Annotated in this window: 9 protein-coding genes; 7 read left to right on the forward strand and 2 right to left on the reverse strand. The window is 70.8% G+C overall.

Translation table 11 applies throughout. The features are described from left to right. Window positions 1–70: 70 nt before the first annotated feature. From AW27_RS07295 to AW27_RS07315, 5 genes are read left to right on the forward strand one after another with little or no spacing between them, the layout of a single operon-like run. Window positions 71–601, forward strand: coding sequence for an ATP-binding protein (locus AW27_RS07295; protein ID WP_236647420.1), 531 nt, complete (start codon window positions 71–73; stop codon window positions 599–601). A gap of 17 nt (window positions 602–618) precedes the next feature. Beyond that, window positions 619–2,739 (forward strand): lipase family protein, encoded by a 2,121-nt coding sequence (locus tag AW27_RS07300; protein WP_037915085.1) that lies wholly within the window; start codon window positions 619–621, stop codon window positions 2,737–2,739. 58 nt (window positions 2,740–2,797) lie between these two features. Beyond that, window positions 2,798–4,111: a DUF262 domain-containing protein gene (locus tag AW27_RS07305; RefSeq protein WP_052029979.1), complete on the forward strand. Its 1,314-nt coding sequence runs from the start codon at window positions 2,798–2,800 to the stop codon at window positions 4,109–4,111. Beyond that, window positions 4,108–5,256 (forward strand): AAA family ATPase, encoded by a 1,149-nt coding sequence (locus AW27_RS07310; protein WP_037915082.1) that lies wholly within the window; start codon window positions 4,108–4,110, stop codon window positions 5,254–5,256. Before AW27_RS07305 ends, AW27_RS07310 begins: the two co-directional genes overlap by 4 nt. Before the next feature lie 42 nt (window positions 5,257–5,298). After that, window positions 5,299–6,231 carry a hypothetical protein gene (locus tag AW27_RS07315; RefSeq protein WP_037915077.1) on the forward strand — a complete coding sequence of 311 codons (933 nt, stop codon included), beginning with the start codon at window positions 5,299–5,301 and terminating at the stop codon, window positions 6,229–6,231. 1 nt (window position 6,232) lies between these two features. On the opposite strand, the gene AW27_RS07320 is transcribed toward AW27_RS07315, so the two are convergent. After that, a complete protein-coding gene (locus AW27_RS07320) occupies window positions 6,233–9,532 on the reverse strand; it encodes an AAA domain-containing protein (RefSeq protein WP_037915072.1) in 3,300 nt (1,099 codons plus the stop codon). A 228-nt stretch (window positions 9,533–9,760) separates the two neighbouring features. On the opposite strand from AW27_RS07320, the gene AW27_RS07325 reads away from it, so the two are divergent. Both AW27_RS07325 and AW27_RS07330 read left to right on the forward strand, forming a co-directional pair. Further along, window positions 9,761–16,630: a DEAD/DEAH box helicase gene (locus tag AW27_RS07325; RefSeq protein WP_037915069.1), complete on the forward strand. Its 6,870-nt coding sequence runs from the start codon at window positions 9,761–9,763 to the stop codon at window positions 16,628–16,630. Next, window positions 16,627–18,915 carry a UvrD-helicase domain-containing protein gene (locus AW27_RS07330; RefSeq protein ID WP_037915065.1) on the forward strand — a complete coding sequence of 763 codons (2,289 nt, stop codon included), beginning with the start codon at window positions 16,627–16,629 and terminating at the stop codon, window positions 18,913–18,915. Before AW27_RS07325 ends, AW27_RS07330 begins: the two co-directional genes overlap by 4 nt. A gap of 47 nt (window positions 18,916–18,962) precedes the next feature. Here AW27_RS07330 and AW27_RS07335 read toward each other — a convergent pair whose 3' ends face one another. Next, entirely contained in the window at window positions 18,963–19,415 is a 453-nt protein-coding gene (locus tag AW27_RS07335) for a hypothetical protein (RefSeq protein ID WP_304949842.1), read from the reverse strand. Between the last annotated feature and the right edge of the window lie 77 nt (window positions 19,416–19,492).

Here is a 19,492-nt window from a genome sequence, read left to right on the forward strand (position 1 = left end):
GCGTACAGCCCGTACCCGTCCGCACGTCACTGCTGGTCAACGTTACTCACACACCGCCACCGTTGGCGGCATGGAGTCCACACCTCACCCGGTCCAGTCGGCGCGCGAACCCCACGCCTCCTCCCGGGAGTTCGACATGCGGTTCACTTCCACCCCACGCGGCGCACGGCTCGCCCGGCGTCTCGTCTCGCACCGGCTCCACGACTGGGGCCACCCGTACAACACGCCCGTCAACGACACCGTCACCCTCCTCGCCGCCGAGCTCACCGCGAACGCCGTGCGGCACGGCCACGTCCCCGGCCGGGACTTCCGCCTCCGCCTCACCGCCGAGCCGAACACCGACGCCGACACCGACACCGACGCCAACACCGGCACGACGACCATCCGTATCGAGGTCACCGACACCCGCACCGAGCGGATGCCCACCCTCGCCGAGACCACCCCCGCCCCGGACGCCGAGTCCGGCCGTGGCCTGCTTCTCGTGGCCGCCCTCGCCACCCGCTGGGGCATCACACCGCGCCTCGCCGCCCCCGGCAAGACCGTCTGGGCGCAACTCGTTGTCAGTGGCCGGGTACAGACTGTCCTCGGAGTTGCCAACTGACCGAGAGGTTCTCTTCCTTGGCCAAGAGCAAGCAGCGCGCCGCCGCCCGCTGGCGCGTCGGGTATCTGTTCGTACACGGCATCGGCAACCAGAAGCCGGGCGACACCCTGGAATGGGGCAGGACCGCCTTCGACGCCCTCCGTGACGTGCACGGCCAGGAGGTCCTCTCCTGGCGGGACCAGCCCCTGGCGGCCTCACCGGAGGACGCCGCCACCCGGCACGCGGAAGTCGTCGTCTCCCTCGGCGGTGGTGCGCCCCGCCGCGCGCTGTTCGCCGAGGCGCTCTGGGCCGACACGTTCACCGAACTCGGCCGGCCCTCGTTCCGGCGGACGCTCACGTTTCTCCTCGCGAGCCTTCCCCTCCTCTTCTGGGTGGTCGGCCCGGACCGGCGCGACCTGCGATTCCTCACCTCGTCCGATCGCGGCCCCCAGGCTCGCAGGGAAGCCGGGCTCGCCCAGACGAGGCTGGCGTGGCGGCTGCTCACCCTGGCGGTGATCGCGACCGCCCTCGTCTACGGGGTCGCGCTCGCCGCACACAGTCTGCTGGTGTCGGCGCTCCTGCTCAGCCTGCTCGCCTGGTTCGCCCGTTCCCGCCGCAACCTGCTGTGGCACGTCCGGGTCGCCGCCGTCGACGAGGAGCGCACGCGGCAGCTCCTCGCGCACCTCCACCGCAAGCTGGCCTGGATGGAGCGCCACTGCGACGAGGTGGTCGTCGTCGCCCACTCACAGGGCGGCTACCTCATGCACCGCGTGCTGTCCCCCACCGCCGACCGACGCCACCCCAAGGTGCGGCGGTTCATCGGCGTCGGTTCCGGCCTCAAGCCGATCAGCCTGCTCAAGACCTTCGACAGCAGCGGCATCGGGCCCAGCCTGTGGGGCCTCGCCGGCCTCGTCCCGGGGTGGCTGTGGGGCCTCGGCCCCTGGACCTGGCAGCCCCTGGGCTGGTTGGTGCAGACCCTCCTGCGGCTGATGTACCTGGCCCTGCAGGTGACGGTCATGCCGTTGGCCGCAGTCGGTGACCCGCACTTCGCGGAGCTGCATCGCGAGGCCCTGGCCGCGGAGCTGCACCGGGCCCTCGCCACCCTGCCCAGTCTGCGACTCGACCTCGCGCACGGAGCCGCCCTCGTCGTATCCATCGCCTCCGCCCTCCTGTTCGGGCGGCTGGTCGCTGCGGCGCTGAAGGCTCGGCCTCCGTACCCCCTCGGCCTCGACCACCACCGTCGGGGCATCGAGTGGCGCGAGTACAGCAGCCCCCACGACATGGTCGGCCGGATGCTGGGCCCCACCCTCCCCGACGGTGTCGAGCAGCCGTGGATCGCCCCGGTGGGCCAGCCCCTCGGCGACCACACGCTGTACTTCCACCGCACCGGCGTGCTCCCCCGCCGCCTGGCGGCCGACCTCCTCCGTGATCTCCGTCTGGAGGGCGAGGCGGCCGACTGGGACCGGGCCGTCACCCGGCTCGACGAGGCTCGGCGCCGGCACGGCGCGCGTCGGCGCGCCCTGCACGGGCTGCTGATCGGCGCGTTCGCCGCCCTGCTCGCGGCACCCCGGCTCTTCGACCGGCCGTCCGTCCTCCTCGCCTACCTGCACGCCTGGCTGCCGCTCGCGCTCCTGCTGCTGGCGCTCACCGTCCTCTTCAGTCTGCTGGCGCACCGGTCTGCGGGCAGGGCCGTCCGCTTCTTCACCGCCTCGGTCGCAGGAGTCGCGCCGGCCCGCCGCTCGCGGTGGCGGGTGCGGATCGTGCCGCCCGGGGCCCGCCTCCTGCCGACGGTCGCCACCTCGGTCGGTGGGGTGATCGCCGTGTACGGCACGGTCCGCTTCTTCCTCGCCGCCCGCGAGTACGGCGACACCCACGTCTGGCAGGGCTACCCGCTGCTCTTCCCCATCGGCGTCGGGCTGCTGATCGTCGCCTGCGCCTCGGCGGCCGGATACCCCGTACGAGCAGGCTGGTACGTCGTGATCGGCCTCCTGGGCTGCATCGCCCTGTACGCGGCCCCCGCACCCGCCGCCATGGGTTCGCCCTGGGAGCTGCGCCCCGAAGGGACACTGCTCGGCGCCCTCGGAACGTGCCTCGCCCTGGGGCTGGCCGGCTCCCTCCACGCCCGGCTGCGAGCAAACGATCTGACCGCACAGGTGTGAGGCAGAATCGATGCGGGTCGAAAGGGAGCCACTCCTACGAGGGAACGGACACGAAGACATGTCACCGGAGGACAGCGGCAGCAACCGCGCAGCCCAGTCGAAGGACCAGCTGTCCCTGTACGGCCGCTACCTGGACGACACGTCCGCAGAGGACAGCGGGAACTTCCTGGTCGAGATCGGGGCGGGCGGACGGAGCACCGACGTCGAGCTGGAGCAGCCCGACGAGGAGCCGGACAGCGCGGATGACCGGATCACGGCACCGTACGACCCGTCCAAGATCGAGATTCAGACCCTCAACCCGACAATCAACCTGCTGATCTCCCGGCTGGTCAACGGAATGATCGATCTCGCGCCGGACTTCCAGCGCAAGGCGGGCATCTGGTCGGACGAGCAGCAGAGCCGGCTGATCGAGTCCCTGCTCCTGCGCATCCCGATCCCCTCCTTCTACGCCTCCGAGCTCACCGACAGCTCGTGGGCCCAGGACAGTTCCTGGGCGATCGTCGACGGCATCCAGCGCCTCACCGCCATCGCGCGGTTCATCGCCCCCGAGGCGCTCAAGGAGGCGGGGATAGATTCCGGACCGCTCAAGCTGCGCGGCCTGGAATACCTCAAGGACGATTTCGAGGGCAAGGGGTACGCGGATCTGTCAGGACGTATGCAGATCCGGCTCAACGAGACCCAGGTGGTCGTCCATCTCATCCGTCCGGGGACCCCGGAAGAGGTCAAGTTCAACATCTTCGCGCGCATCAACACCGGCGGCCTTCCCCTGACCCGCCAGGAGATCCGGCATGCCCTCGTCCCGGGCCCGGCCCGCAAACTACTGTCCACGCTCGCCGAATCGCCGGAGTTCGCCACGGCCACCGGTCACGGCGTCTACAGCGAGCGCATGGCGGACCGCGAAATGGTGCTGCGCTATCTCGCCTTCCGGCTCACCGACCCCAGCCTGTTCCGAGGACAGGACTTCGACCAGTTCCTCGCTCTGACCATGCGCCAGGTCAACCGCCTGACCGAGAAGGAGCGGGAGGCTCATGCCCGTGACTTCCGGGGGGCCATGGTCACGGCCGAGAAGATCTTCGAGGGCCACACCTTCCGTAAGCGGTTCCCCGGCCAGACCCGGCGTTCTCCGGTCAACAAGGCCGTCTTCGAGACGGTTTCCGTGAATCTGGCCGCTCTCTCGGACCGTGAGCGATCTGCACTGGTAGCCTCCCGCGAACAGGTGGTCGGCGGCTTCCAGCAGCTCATGACCGACCGGAACTTCGAGCGGGCCGTGTCCGTGGGCACCGGCGACCGCAACAAGGTCGTCTACCGCTTCGCGAAGGTCCGCGAACTCTTCCGCACCATCCTGGAGAACAACGGGGGCAGCACCCAGTGATCGAGCACGTGGCACTGACCAACTTCAAGGCGTTCCGGTCCGCCCGTATCAGGCTCGCCCCGGTCACGCTCCTCACCGGTCTCAACTCCTCGGGCAAGAGCACGGTCCTGCAGTCCTTGGCGCTGCTGCGTCAGTCGTACGACTCGGGCATCCTCATGTCCACCGACGGGGACACCGACAACCGTGGCGGATTCCTCCTCGACGGTGACCTCGTGGAACTGGGAACAGGCCAGGACCTCCTGCACGAGGACTTCGAAATCGAGCAGCCGCGCGGAGAGCCGCTGATCTCCATCGACTTCGACACCTCCGACAAGCAGCGGTACATCTGGGCCGCCCTGTACGCGCCCGAACAGGACGTGCTGCCTCTCGTGCTCTCCTCCCGGCCCACGGACTGGGGTGACGTGCCGTTGTTCTCACGGCGCTTCCAGTACCTGAAAGCCGACCGGATCACACCGGCCACCACCTACCCCCGGTCTCACCACCAGGCGATCGGCCGGGGCTTCCTCGGGTCGCGCGGCGAGCACGCCGTCAACTTCCTCCGGCACCACGCACAGGACGTCGTACCGGACGGCCACCCGCTCCGGCACCCGGACGCCCGCGGGCACACCCTGCTCGACCAGGTCGTCGCGTGGATGCAGGAGCTCTGCCCCGGAGTAAACCTCGAAGCCTCGGAGATCCCCGGGATCGACTCGGTACGTCTCAGCTTCGGCTTCGGAGGCACCGCCGGACTGGACTCCACCCGGCGCCGGCGCCCCACGAACGTCGGCTTCGGTCTCACCTACGCCCTCCCCATCGTCGTGGCCTGCCTCACCGCAGGACCCGGCAGTCTCATCCTGCTGGAGAACCCCGAGGCGCATCTCCACCCGCGCGGCCAGTCCCGTATGGCATCCCTCATCGCCGCCGCGGCGTCCGCCGGCGCACAGCTCATCGTCGAGACCCACAGCGACCACGTACTCGACGGGACCCGGCTGGCCGTCAAACAGGGACGACTGGCAGCCACGGACACCGCGGTGCACTTCTTCCGCGGCAACGGGGCCGGAGTGGAGATCATCACTCCGACGGTCGCCGAGGACGGATCGCTCTCCGAATGGCCGGAGGGCTTCTTCGACGAGTCGGAGATCACGCTCGACCAGCTGCTGGGCTGACCGCCCGCTCGTCAGTTCCGGAAGCCACAAGGGGGGCGCTTCATGGTGCTCATGTTCTTCAACGAGAAGTCCTGCGTCTCCGACTGCTCACAGGACGAGGCCGGGCAGGCCATGCGCGATTTCGTGAAGGTCTGCCAGGCGGTCAGGCAGGTGGACAACGGGGCGAGTCTCATCAGTGAGGTCCGGCTGGAGGACCTGGAGATCGCTCCCGGCTACTACCTCGCCCAGTGGCGGAACGAAAGCCGCAACCGTGACCACTGGCGGTTCATGCGGTTGCTCAACCGCAAGTCTCCCCACTCCACGGTCCTACCGGACCCTCCCGAGGACCAGGAGGTCGAATACCGTCACGACGGCGACCGGGTTCTCGGGCTCGCCGCCGCCCACCTCATGGAGACACTGGCCGTCAGCCTTCCCACCGCCCGGCCCTGGGAAGCCTCCTGGCTGAGGGTCGAGTACGTCCTCGTCGACGAGGACGAGGTCCAGGAGGACAGGGCGGAGGTCCGGCACGCCTCGACACCCGAGCATGTGGCGGAACACGCCGACTGGATACGCGAGAGCGCAGCGAACGCCGTCACCTCCGGCGCGCAGCTGTGGGAGGAACGCGAGAGCCTCTTCGCCTCGCTCCAGTTCACCCCTGGGGTGGAGGACGACCTGAGAAGCCTCCCAGGTGTCTCCGTGCCCTCGGTACGGGCGGCGCTCCTCGCCCTCAACACAGCGGCCGAGGCGTGGAGGCCCGGGGACGCGGAACCGGCCTGGCCCGTCAAAGTGGTCCCCGAGAGCGACACCCGGATCAATCTCGGGCTGTGCAACTTCCCCGACACGGACGGGGAGAAGCGGCTGTTCAGCCTCCACACCCGGTTCCGGCCGAGGCCCGGCCGCATCCATCTGAGGGTGGTCGCCGAGGAGGGCCGCGTGCGGATCGGCTACATCGGCCGGAAGCGCCTGGCGGAGGACGTCCCCCGCAGGTCGCGGTGAGCTACGGCTTCGGGCCGCCCGGGCGGCGCCAGACGTCGATGTCCTTCTTCCAGGCCTTGTTGCCGCCGCCCGTCGGACACCGCCCGTTGTAGCAGCGCCAGTACCAGTTCTCCTTCGCGCCGCGCCTGATCTCGATGTCGTCCTGACCGCATCGGGGGCATTTCGGCGGTCGGGCGAAGACCTCGGCATGCTCGTGGGTGAGGATCTTGCGGGCGAAGTAGGCGCCGCGCATCGTGACCATGACCTCGCGCGTCCAGCTCTGCGACAGGGCATTGAGGCTGCCGAGCATCACGGTCTTCTCGTCCACGACGACGATCTTCTGGTGCATGACGTGCATCGGTACGACCGTGTGGACGACCGCGCGCAGGTCCTCGACGAGGGAGGCGTTCGCCGGCTTCTTCTGGAGCTGGTCACTGGGGTCGCGGACGAAGACGGTCACCCGTACGCCCCGGTCGACCGCCGCGCGCAGCTCCGGGAGGATCATCCGGACGCGCCTGGCCACCCAGGGCGTCCACAGCCACAGGGAGGTCCGCGCACTCCTGATGGCAGCGACGAAGGACGCGTAGAACGTCGTCTCGTCGTCGACCTCACTGACCTCCACGTGCCGCGAGAGGACCTCCGCCAGGCGGTCGCCGAACTCCCCGCGTGGCACGCTCAGCTCGGGCGGCGTGATCAGGGACTTGGCGGGGAGGACCCGTACCCCGGGCGTGCCGATGAGGGCGTCCAGCTGTCCGAACGGGGAGCCCGGGGCCTTGCGTGCCACGTCCCGGATGCGTGTGGCACTCGCGAGGACGTACACACGGGTCTGTACGCGGGTCATGGCCACGTTGAACAGCCTGATCCCGCTGCGCATCCAGTCGCTCGCCTCCGGCGCGCGCGATGCCTTCGCCATCCACAGCGGGCGGCTGTGTTCGCCTTCGACGGTGTCGAAGACCACGATGGGGAACTCCCGGCCCTGGAACCGGTGCGCGGTGCCGACCTCGGCGCTCGGTCCCCCGTCCCGTTCGATGTCGCGCAGCGCCTCCAGGGTGGCCTCGGCCTGGTCTCCGTACGGAGTCACGACGCCCGTGGTCTCGCCGTCCCCGCCGTGCAGATCGATCAGGGCCCGGGAGATGAGCGCGCCCGCGGGCCACCAGCCCTTGCCGGGGCCGGTGAGATGGACATGGGCGAGTTCGTGGAGCCCGTCGGTGTCGATGAGGACGATCTCCGGGTCGTCGGCACTCCTGGGGTTCCGTACGACGGGGCCGGCCTGGAGCACGCCTCCGTAGGCCAGGCCGTTGACGAGGCCCATCACGGCACGTCCGAACCGGTTCTGCGTCACCAGGGTCGTACAGGCCGGGTGGGTCCGCGCCGCCGCCGGGTCGGTGATGCCGCAGTGCTGGAACACGTCCGGGATCAGCCAGCGCTGGATGTCGGGGCGCCTCTTGTCCGCCAGCGCACGGGGAACGACCGGGCCCAGCTGCATGAAGTCCCCGAGGAGCACGGCCGCCTGCTGGGCATGGGAGACGGCGAGCAGGACCTCCGGCAGGGAAGCGGCGCCGACCTCGTCGATGAGGACCACGTCGTAGTGGCCGGAGAAGACATGCCGGTTGGTGCGGAATCGGGCCAGGGTCGTGGCGACGAGACGGGCGTTCCTGATGATCTCGCCCTGCGCGTCGCGGGCGAGGCGCTCGTACTCCTCCTGGATCTCCTTGTACCGCTCCTCCAGCGGTCCCTTCCGGACCGCTTCGGAAGCGACGACGGGACGCAGGGCCGCGGCCTTCCCGTGCCGGGCCGGCCAGCCCTGTTCCTCGGCGGTGGCGATGAGCGCCTCGGCGAGGTGCGCGCGCCCGGCCTCGTCCTCGGCCTCCGCGAGAGCCGTGCGCAGTTCGCCCAAGGACCGGGTCAGGGTCCGGTAGCGGGTGGCGGCGTGGCGCGCCTCCGTGTCACGTCGGTCGATCTCGCCGGCGGAGAACGGGATCGCCCGCGTCATCTCCTCGGTCTGCACCGCGATCTGGGCCCGGCGGCGATCCGCGATGTCGCGGGCCCTGAGGGCATGGTCGTGCGCGTCTCGGTACTGGCCCGTCGCCTCACCGCATGCGGCCTGGGCCTCGGCCCGCTCGGCTCGTGAGCGCAGTTTGGCGAGCCCCGTCCGCTTCTCGACCTCGCGCACGGTGCGCTGTGCCCGGCGCAGCCGCTCCTGGCTCAGAAGAGCGGCGGACTCGGCTGCCGTGGCCGCGGCCTCCACCCGGTCCGCCTCGTCGAGGAGGGCGTCGACCTGCTTCCAGAGGTGGCGCGAGTCCTCGGCGTCGTCCCGGTCTTTCAGCGCCCTGTTCAGGTCCTGGTCGGCCGCTGCCAGGGTCTGGCCGACCTCCCCGGCGGCCTTCTTCAGCTCCGCCACCCGTACGTCGCGCGAGGCCGCATCACCGAACGGCTCGGTCACCAGGGCCCTGGCCTGTGCGTAGGCCTCCGCGTCGAACCGTACGAGGCTCGCCTCCAGCTCCGCCAGTTCCTCCGCGCGGCGGCGGATGCCCAGCAGCTCCGCCGACGCCCGGGCACGCCGCCCCTCGACGTCGGCCAGCCGGGCCCGGACCATGAGGGGCAGGGACACGTGCGGGTCGTCGGTGATCTCCTTGAGCTGAGGCGGCCCCACCCGGACGATGTCTCCGCTGCTGTGGCGGCGTCCCCTCAGGACGCCCTTCAGGGCGTTGTCCACGGCGATGTTGGTCGCGGAGACCAGCAGCACCCTCTTGCCCGCGGCGATCAGGTCTCCGACGGCCAGCGTGAGGACCATCGTCTTCCCCGTGCCGGGCGGCCCCCACACCAGGTGGACACCGTTCCCCAGGCAGGCCCGGTAGGCCTCCGCCTGCTCGGGGAAGAGGCCGGCCGGCGCCTCGGCCCGGGAGGGCTCCCCGGTGGGGCTGCCGGAAGCGAGGAGGCTGCCGAGCGGGCTGTCACCCAGCCCGGCGATGCCGTCCCTCAGGGTTTCCAGTAGGAAAGTGGGGGGCTGTTGCAGAACCCAGAGGAAGGGGTCGACCGGGTCCGCGAACTCGGCGACCCTGACGGTCAGCGACGAACCGCTCTGCATGGTTTCGGTGACGGCGAAGCCGGCTTCCGCACCCGGTTCCTCGGGTCCGGCGAGACGAAGGCTTTCGAGCTGGTCGGGGTTGAGTTCGGTGCCCCGCAGATCCACAGCGAACCGGCCCGGCTCGCCGGCCCGCGCAGCGCGGCCGATCCTGCGCCACCGCGGGCGCTGACCTGCTCCCCCTTCCACGGCGATCCATTCGTCGACCGCCGTGGTGATCTCCTCGCGCCAGCCCAAAGCTCCCCCTTTTCGGCTCGCGAATGGTAGATCTTGCGGGGGCCCCGCGCACCTCCCACTGCAGGAAAGCCATGGCCGCCACAAGGGGAATGGAAAGGTTCGAGACTCGGGTCGGACCTATTCGGCCATGCCCCGGTCTCCGTCAACCGGACTGCGGACCCGCCTGTCCGAGGCGGCATATACCGTTGACACAGCTCGCCGACCTGGCACGAAGCGAAGGAGAACGTCGTGAGGCCCACGCTGGCCGCCGCGCAGCTGCGGGGCAGTCTCACCCAGTACCTCACGACGACGTACGCGCTCACCGACGAGGACACCCGGCGGGCACTGGAGCGGTTCCTGGGGCATCCCGAGACCGGGATGTTCCGCGGCCCCTACCTGCGGATCAGGACTCCGTTCCACAAGGCCGGGACCGGCTGGGAGAAGCACCTGGAGTGGAACCCGGGCTTCACCCCGTACCGGCATCAGGCGAAGGCGTACGAGCGGCTGAGCACGCTCCACGGGCCCGCCCTGCCGACGCTGGTCACGACGGGAACGGGATCCGGTAAGACCGAGTCGTTCCTCGTCCCCGTCCTCGACCACTGCCGCCGCGAGAAGGCCCTCGGCCGGACCGGGATCAAGGCCGTGCTGCTGTATCCGATGAACGCGCTCGCCACCGACCAGGCCGGCCGCATCGGCGACTACCTGGCGCAGCCGGAAATGGCCCAGGTGACGGCGGGGCTCTACATCGGCGACCGGCCGGACACCGACTTCCGCCGGGTGATGACGCGGCGTGAGGAGATGCGGCAGTCGCCGCCGGACCTGCTCATCACGAACTACAAGATGCTCGACCTGCTGCTCCAGCGGACCGAGGACCGCGCGCTGTGGCAGGACGCCCGGATCCAGTACGTGGTGCTGGACGAGTTCCACACCTACGACGGGGCGCAGGGCACCGATGTCGCCATGCTGCTGCGCCGCCTGGCGATGACCACCGGCCGGAGCGAGCCCGGACGTCCCCTCGGCTCGATCTGCCCGGTGGCGACCTCCGCGACCCTCGGTGAGGGCGGGCCCGGGACCGGCCCCGGCTCCATCCTGGAGGTGGCCGCCCAGGTCTTCGGGATGCCGTTCTCCCCGGACGCGCTGGTGGGCGAGGAGCGGATGACGCCCGAGCAGTTCACCGGACCGGTGAACTACGGGCTGCCCGAACCGCCCTCGCCCGAGGAGGTGATCGCCTGCTCGGGCGGCCCCGATGTGGTGTCGCGTCCGGACAAGCTCGATCTCAACGCGCTGGCAGTACGGCTGCTGGGACAGCAGGGCCTGTCCGCCTTCGACATCGGACGGCTGCTCAAGCAGCACGACTTCACGCAAGGGGTGCTGTCCCTGCTCGACGGGGACCCGCTGAGCGAATGGGAACTCCGCGACCGTCTCGGCCGGTTCGGGTACGCCTGGGGCCGGACCGCCCGGGAGAATCCCCGCCTCGCGCTCGCCGCGCTCGCACGGTTCGTCGCCCTGCTGTCGGCCGCCCGCGATCCGGAGTCGGACGAGCGCCGACCGCGGCCCCTGCTGCACGTGGAGACCCACCTGTGGATCCGGCCGGTCGGCCGGATCGTGCGCGGAGTCGGCCCCGGAAAGCCCGAGTTCCACTGGTACGAGGACGACCTCGCCCGGCGCTCCGCCCTGCCCGCGGCACCCCCCGAGGGCGACGGGGAGCCCGAAGCCGGTCAGATCGGGCACGTGGCACGCTCGCATCGGGCGCAGGCGGCGATCGGCGCGGACACCGCCGTACGGCAGGCGAGCATAAGGCTCCCCGCCGTGTACTGCCGCAACTGCGGCCGCTCCGGCTGGGCGGCCGTCTCCCCGGAGGCCGATCCCCAGCAGCTGGTGATGGCCCACGACAAGATCTGGCGCGCCAGTGTGGGCCGGGAGAAGCGGCGGGTCCGGTACTTCATCGCCGCCACGGCCGCGGAGCAGGAGGACACGCTGGCGGCGGTCGGCCAGTCCCGGCCCGCGGCGGGGAGCGGGCAGTCGTCGGCGCTGATCCTGGACGGCGCTCAGGGGACGTACCGGCTGCCGGTCGCCGAGGACGCCGGGAACCTGCAGGACGCCTGCTTCGTCCTGGCGATCACGGACAAGAAGACCGCCGACCGGGCCGCCGTCGACCAGCGCTGCCCCGCGTGCGACACCGACAACACGATGCGTTTCCTCGGCACCCGGCCGGCCGCTCTGGCGGCCGCGACGGTGACCCAGCTGTTCACCGGGCAGGAGGTCGCGCTCGAAGCGGAGGAGCGCAAGACCCTCCTGTTCAACGACTCGACCCAGGACGCCGCGCACCGTGCCGGGTACGTGGCGAACCGGTCGTTCACGTTCTCGCTGCGCTCGCTCCTCGCACGCAACCTGGACGAGTCCGGCAAGCCGTCGGCGCTCAACGACCTGATCGGGAACGTGCTCGACTCCGTCGAGGACCCGCAGGCCCTCGCAGCGGTCGTCCCGCCCGATCTGTACGACGAACCGGGCGTGGACCGGCTGCTGTCCGGGCGGGGCACGGGCGACCTGCGGACCTGGAAACTCATCGGAGAGCGGCTCGCCTTCGCCACCGTCATGGAGTTCGGGCTCCGCTCCCGGCAGGGCCGCACCCTGGAACTGACCCGGACGGCGGCCGCCGAGGTCGTCATCGCGGACCGGCACCGGATCACCATGCTCGCCCGCGACGTGCACATGGCCCTGCCCGGTCAACTGCTGGGCACCGGCCTGCCGACGGCCGAGCGCTATCTCGCCTTCGTCCGCGGACTGCTGGAACGGATCCGGCTGCGCGGCGGGGTCCGGCACCGGTGGCTGGAGCCGTGGACGAAGGACGCGGGGGTGACCCGGTTCAAGATCTGGGGCGGCCGGCCCGACGGCATGCCCGCGTTCCCCGACAGTGTCGCCGCGCCGCGCTTCCTGCTCGACGGTGACAAGGGCAGGTCCGACTTCGACTCGACGACGGCCCGCGCCGGCTGGTACCAGGACTGGGCGCGCCGCTGCCTGGGCCTCGACGCCCCCGGGGCGGCCGAGTACCTCCGCAGGCTGCTGCCCGTCCTCGTCGACGAAGGACTCCTCGCGGTACGGACGGCACAGGACCGGACGACGAAGGTCTACGGACTGCAGCCCGGCCACATCGAGGTGCGGCTGCTTGAGGACGACATCGTCAACAAGGCCTTCGTCACCTGTGAGGCGTGCGGCTGGGAGCAGGTGGTCCATCCCTCCCGGCGGACCCGCTGGTACGGGCACCCCTGCCCCCGGTACCGGTGCCGTGGTCAGATCACCGCGCCGCAACCGGGCCAGGCCACCATGCCGTCTTCCGGTTCCACCAGTTTCGGCGGCCCCCGGCCGCGCGACTACCGCGACGACTACTACCGGCACCTGTACCGGACGGGTGGCACCTTCCGGGTGGTGACGGCCGAGCACACCGGCATGCTCACCCGGCCCCAGCGGGAGCGCGTGGAGCGGGCCTTCCGCGACGGCACCCACTACACCGACCCGAACGTGCTGTCGTGCACTCCGACCCTGGAGCTCGGCATCGACATCGGTGACCTGTCCGCCGTCCTCCTGGGCTCGCTCCCGAAAGGACCCGCCAACTACGTGCAGCGGGCGGGCCGTGCGGGCCGCAAGACGGGCAACGCCCTGGTGGTGGCCTTCGGCGGCCGCCGGGCCCGCGACCTGTACTACCTCGACGCGCCAAGGGAGATGATCGCCGGGGACATCGTGCCTCCCGGCTGCTACCTCTCCGCGGTGGAGATCCTGCGCCGCCAGTACACGGCGCACCTTCTGGACCTCGCCGCCCGGGGCCGGCTCACGACGAGCGACGGCGAGCCGCTACAGCCCGCGCCGCGCCTGGTGTCGGCGCTGTTCGGCAGCACGGCCTGGTGCCAGGAGCTCGCGGACGCGGCCCAAGCCCACGGCGCCGAGCTCGTCGAGTCGTTCCTGGCCCTGTTCCCCTCCCTCCCCGGCCGGCCGGACACCGGGGTCTCCGAGCAGGCCGCCGAGGAGCTCCGCGCGTACGCGTGCGGCGGCATCGTACGCGCGCTCCAGGAGGCCGAGGAGGAGTGGACCGGCCGCGGTGAGGAACTCCGGCGCCGGATCCACGCGATCGACGCGGCGATGGACCAGCTCGTGCGCAGCGACCCCGAGCAGGAGCGTGAGTGGCGCGAGCTGCGTGCCGAGCGCTACGCGACGGGCAACCTGCTGCGCGACCTGAACCAGACCAGTGCCCACGGGGCACTGGTCGAGCTCGGTCTGCTGCCCAACTACACCCTCTCGGACACCACCACGCAGCTGGAGGCCACTCTCTACTGGACCGAGCAGCCCGAGACCGAAGGGGCGAAGAAGACCTACCACAGCGAGGTCCGGGACTACGAGCGCTCACGCCGGTCCGCGCTGTCCGAGCTGGCGCCCGGAAACAGCTTCTACGTCAACGGCTACAAGCACGTCGTCCGGGCCCTGGACATCGGCAGTCCGGAGCGCCGTGCCTGGTCGGTGTGGCGGCTGTGCCCCGCCTGCGGTTACGTCCGTACGGAGAACGCCCAGGCCGATGCCTCACCGTGTCCGCGGTGCGGTGGCCGGGAGATCGCCGACGCCGGCTGTGTCCAGCGCGTGCTCGAACCGAGGCGGGTCATGTCACGCGACAAGCGGGACGACGCCCGGGTCCGCGACGACAAGGACGAGCGTGACAGCAGGCGGTATGCCGGCCTCACGACCGTGGACATCGACCCGGTCCACCTGGCCCCGGGCTCGTGGCGCCACGACACCGCCGTCTTCGGCGTCGACTTCACCCGCCGGGCCGTGGTGCGCACGCTGAACCTGGGCCTCGACCGCCAGGACGGCAGCAGCACCGTACCCCTCGCCGGGGCCGACGTCCGGATCAACCCGTTCTACGTCTGCACGAGCTGCGGCGGCGCCACCTCCGAGGGGCGTCCCGTCGTGGACCACCACCAGGACGCACTCACCGAATCCCTCGCCGCGTCGACCAGGGCCAGCGCACACCACCAACTGTGGTGCCCGCGCCGCAAGGTCCGTACGAGCACTCCGGAAGGCCAGGGCAAGGGCGAGGACGTCCCTCTGCTCCTGGCCCACGAGCTGACCACCGAGGCCGTCCGGATCCTGCTTCCCGCCTCGGTCGCCCGCGTCAAGGAACGCCTCGCGTCCTTCACCGCCGCCCTGTTCGTGGGCATCGCCGCACGCTACGGCGGCGACCCGGACCACATCGACATCACCGCCGCATCCATGCCCGACGGCAACGACGCGGAATGGCCCCGTCGTTTCCTCGTCGTCTACGACCGGCTGCCGGGCGGCACCGGCTACCTGCACCGGCTCGCCACCTCCGACGGCTTCCGCGAAGTGCTGCTGAGAGCCCGCGATGTGATCGACAACTGCCCGTGCATCGAGAAGGGTCTCGACGGCTGCCACCGCTGTCTGCTGCGCCGCGTACCGGCCGGCGACTACGACAAGGTCAGCCGTAACGAGGTCCGGCAGATGTTCGACGAACTGCTGGGGTCCGACGGCGGGGACTGGGCCACCTCGCCGGTCGCGGCCACCCACCAGATCCCGCTGGAGCGGCAGGCCGAGAGCGACCTGGAGGTCATGTTCCTGGAGACCCTGGGCGAATGGGCGAAGCAGCCCACGGCCAGGGCCAGCGCGGACGCCTACACGACGACGGCCGGGACGTACTCGCTGGACCTGCGGCTGACCGGCGCCGACGGGGCCACCGTCAGCTGGCGGGTCTCCCAGCAGCGAGTCCTCGACGGCACCCGCCCCGACGTCCTCTTCGAGCGTACGGACGCGCCCGGTCCGCGGATCGCGCTCTACCTCGACGGGTACGAGTTCCACGCCGGGCCGAAGCACAAGGGCAGGCTGGCCGACGACGCCGTCAAGCGGACCCGGCTGCGCGCCGACGGAGTGAGGGTCTTCCAGCTCACCTACTACGACGTGAAGGACTGGCGGACCCGGGTCCGTGACACCGGGTACGCGAGCACGGGGCCGGAGCACCCGGTCTGGGTGCCGTACGGCGAGCAGGGCCAGAAGCGTGCCCGTGACTACTACGCGGGGGTGCACGGCGGCCTGCCGGGCGAACTGTCCGCGGACCTCTGGGTGAACCCGGCGGATCTTCTGACAGCTCATCTGCGCACACCGGACGCTTCGTTGTGGCAGCGGCGCGCCGAGGCCGCCGTCGCGGGGTTGCTGGGCGCCGGAGTCCGGATCGCCGCACTGCACCCGCAAGCGGTCGGCGAGCAGCTCCTCGCCGCCCTGCGGGGCGGCGCCCCGCAGGGGCCCCAGGGGCCGGTGCAGGTGCTCACCGCGGTCGACGCCGCGGGATGTGTGCTCACCGCCGCCGCGGACGGCCGGCACCGGCCGCCGGTGTGGACCGCGCTGGCCCTCCTCGACGACAGCGACCGGGCGGTCGCGGACGAGACCGGGCACAAGCGGCGCTGGCAGGCCTGGCTCTACTGGAGCAATGTGCTGCAGTTCCTGGAGCACGGAGGCGGCGACAGCGTCCAGCTGACGACCAGCCTGCTGGACGGCTTCACCTCCGACGGCCTCGCCGTCACAGGAGGCTCGGGCTGGCTCGAATCCCAGCGGGCCGAGCGCCCCGCCACCGTCACGGAACCGCAGGACTCCGTCATGGAGCGACCGGCCGCCGTCACGGCGAGCCCCGCCGGAGACGTGGCGGAGAGGCCACCCGCCCCGGTCAACCCCCCATCCGGCACTGTGCAGCCCTCCGGCACGGCCGCTGGCAGCGCCTGGGAGCAGGTACTGGAATTCCTCGACCCCGATGAACCCGGCCTGCTGTCCCTCAGCCAGGGGCTCCGTGCCCTGGGCGTGGTGCCGCCTGAAGCCGGCTTCGAACTGGACGAGCACGGCTGGATGGCCGAACTCGCCTGGACTTCCGCCCGGATCGCCGTGGTGACCGCTCACCGCCCGGTCGACGGAGAACGGGACCACGACGCGGAGGACCGGGACCGGGCCTTCGTGTCGGCAGGCTGGCGGATCCATACAGCCGCCTCCTGCACCGCCCTGGACATCAAGGACCTCCTCGCCGCGGCGGAGGTCGAGAACACGGACACGAACGACGGAGACCAGCAGCGATGACGACCACAGGCGTGACCCTGCGTCTGCTCGACAAGGCGGACAAGGAGATCCTGAGGCTGCCGCGCGCGGTCAAGGGCGCGATCTACGACTTCCAGCACAAGTTCAAGGAGAACCCGTACGTCCGGGGTCTGCGGCTGAAGCAGCTGGAGGGCCACGACCGGCTCTGGTCGGCCCGTGTCAACGACGAGTACCGTGTCCTGCTGCTGCGCCTGGCGGACACCGACTGGCTCATCGTCTCCGTCAAGCACCGCAAGGAGGCGTACGAGAAGCTCGAACGGCTCTCGTACGGCATCAACCGGATCACCGGTGGCATCGAGTACGTCGACCTCCAGATCGTCGAGGAGAGCGTCCTTCGCCGAGGGGCGGCTCCCCGGCCCGCCACCGCCGCGCCTTCCGCCACCCCCGCTGAGCCCGTCCCGACACCCGCGCCCGCGCCCGCGCCGGCCCCCGTCCCGCTGTTCGCCGCGTTCTCCGACGAGCAGCTCACCGACCTCGGCGTCGCGGGACCGCTCGTACCGGTCGTCCGGACCCTGACCACCGAGGACCAGCTCCTCGGCCTGGCGGAGTACGCCCCGCAGCTCACCTCGGAAGTCCTGCTCGCACTCCACGACGGTGCGTCGTACGACGCGGTGCTGGAGCAGATCACCAGTCCCGTCTCCGCACCCGAGCCCGTCGACCCCGATGACTTCCGGGCTGCCGCAGAGCGGCCGGCCACCATGGTCACGACGACGGACGAGGCGCTGCGTGAAGCCCTGGAGGGCGGCGACTTCGGTCGCTGGAAGGTCTTCCTCCACCCGACCCAGTCCCGGCTCGTCGAACGCGAGTACTCGGGTCCCGCCCGGGTGGGGGGCGGGCCGGGCACGGGCAAGACCATCGTGGCCCTGCACCGGGTCAAGCACCTGGTGGACCGTCTGCCTCCCGGCCGTGACAAGCCCGTCCTCCTCACCACGTACAACAAGAACCTCGCTGCCGACCTGAGGTCCCGGCTGCTCCAGCTGGGCGGCGAGGAGCTGCTGGCCCGCGTGGAGATCAGCCACGTCGACCAGCTCGCGCTGCGCGTCGTCCGCGAGGCCGAACCCGGAAGCGCCAAGCAGACGCTCGACGAGAGTCAGGCTCTGCGGGAGTGGCGTGCCATGCTCGACGAACTCGGCGAAACCGGGTGGGACGCCCAGTTCCTGCACGACGAGTGGTCGCAGGTCATCCTGGGCCAGGCCGTGGTCTCCCGGACCGAGTACTTCCGTGCACGGCGGGCCGGACGGGGCAAGAACATCTCGCGGGCCGAGCGCGCCGAGATCTGGCAGCTCGCAGAGCGGTTCACCCAGCGACTCGACCGCCTCGGACGGCAGACCTGGGAACAGGTCGCCGAGCGCGCGGCGCGGCTGGAGATGGACCGCGAGCAGCGGATCCAGGCCATCGAGCGTCAGCGCGAGGAGGCGGGCGGTCTGGACAACATCCACCTTCAGTCCGGCTCCGCGGGCTGGCTGCGACACCGCTTCCAGCACGTCGTCGTCGACGAGGCGCAGGACCTGCGGGCAGCGCACTGGAAGCTGTTGCGGGCGATGGTCCCCCGTGCCGCCAACGACATCTTCCTCGTGGGCGACACGCACCAGCGCATCTACGGCAACCAGGTCACGCTGGGCAGCCTCGGGGTCCACATCCGCGGACGCTCGGCCAAGCTGACCCTGAGCTATCGGACGACCCGGCAGATCCTCGGCTCCGCACTCGGTGTGCTCAGCGGCGAAAGCTTCGACGACCTGGACGGCAGCACCGAGGACCTGGCCGGGTACAGGTCCGTCCTGACCGGAAGCCTGCCGCAGTTGCAAGGCTGCGACGACTGGCAGTCCGAGCAGGAGTCGATCGCCGCGCTCCTCGCCGACTGGATCGCCCTGCCGACTCCCCCGGGGCAGATCGCCGTCTGTGTTCCGACGAACGCCATGGCAAGCGAGCTGGCCTACACCCTGCTCGCCCACAAGGGGATCAGGGCCGTCGAGATCGGCCCCGAAGGCCCCCGTGGAGACGAAGGCGTCCACATCGGCACGATGTTCCGATTCAAGGGACTTGAGTACCAGCGCATGGTCATCGCGGGGGTCCGGGACGGACTCGTCCCCCGGGAGGCGGTCACCCGCCTGCGGAGCGACGATGCCGTCCGCCACCGGCGCGAGCTCCGGCGGGCCCGCTCGCTGCTCTTCGTCGCGGCCACCCGGTCCCGGGACAGCCTCGCCATCTTCTGGCACGGCCGTCCGAGCCCGTTCCTCGAACCCCTCATGCATGCGCCCGCTGCTTGAACACACCGGGCGGCTGCGCCGCCCGGTGTTCCGGAGCACACGGTCTTTCAGTCGCGGACGTGCCGGATGTGGGCGGTTCGCCGCTTCCCTGAGCCGTCTTCGTACTCGACCGCGGAGCCGACCGTGGACCACAGCAGGGCAACGGCGAGGGGCGTGAACGGGCTGAGCACCTCACCCCCCTCCGTCGCCGGACTCTGAGAAGTGATCTCGCACTCCTCGACGTCCGTCGCCCCGCCGAAGGCGAGCCCGACGAGCCGGCCGGGGGCGACCATCTGTCCGCCGGTCGCACGGGGAGTGGCGGGCAACGCCCTGAGGAGGTCCTCCAGGAAGGTGGCGCGCTCCTTGAGCTGCGCGCACCGCTTCTCCCAGTGGCGCCGGTTGTCGGCGCGCACCCGGTAGTCGGTGGCGGTGTCCAGAGGCTCCGGCCGCTGCAGGTAATCACGGATCTGGGACAGTTCGTTCTCGACGCGGCGACGGGACGTCTCAGCCAGTCCTGTCACTGGGTACCGGGTGACAGGAGCGGTTTCGTCGCGTCGCGGAGCCGGCACTGTGGACGATCACGTAATTCCCCAGGGGT

This window comes from Streptomyces sp. PCS3-D2 (genome assembly GCF_000612545.2).
Classification (GTDB): Bacteria; Actinomycetota; Actinomycetes; order Streptomycetales; family Streptomycetaceae; genus Streptomyces.

Coding starts and splice junctions, on each gene's coding strand:
- AW27_RS07315 (WP_037915077.1), top strand. CDS start 5,299: ATGGTGCTCATGTTCTTCAACGAGAAGTCCTGCGTCTCCGACTGCTCA.
- AW27_RS07330 (WP_037915065.1), top strand. CDS start 16,627: ATGACGACCACAGGCGTGACCCTGCGTCTGCTCGACAAGGCGGACAAG.
- AW27_RS07305 (WP_052029979.1), top strand. CDS start 2,798: ATGTCACCGGAGGACAGCGGCAGCAACCGCGCAGCCCAGTCGAAGGAC.
- AW27_RS07295 (WP_236647420.1), top strand. CDS start 71: ATGGAGTCCACACCTCACCCGGTCCAGTCGGCGCGCGAACCCCACGCC.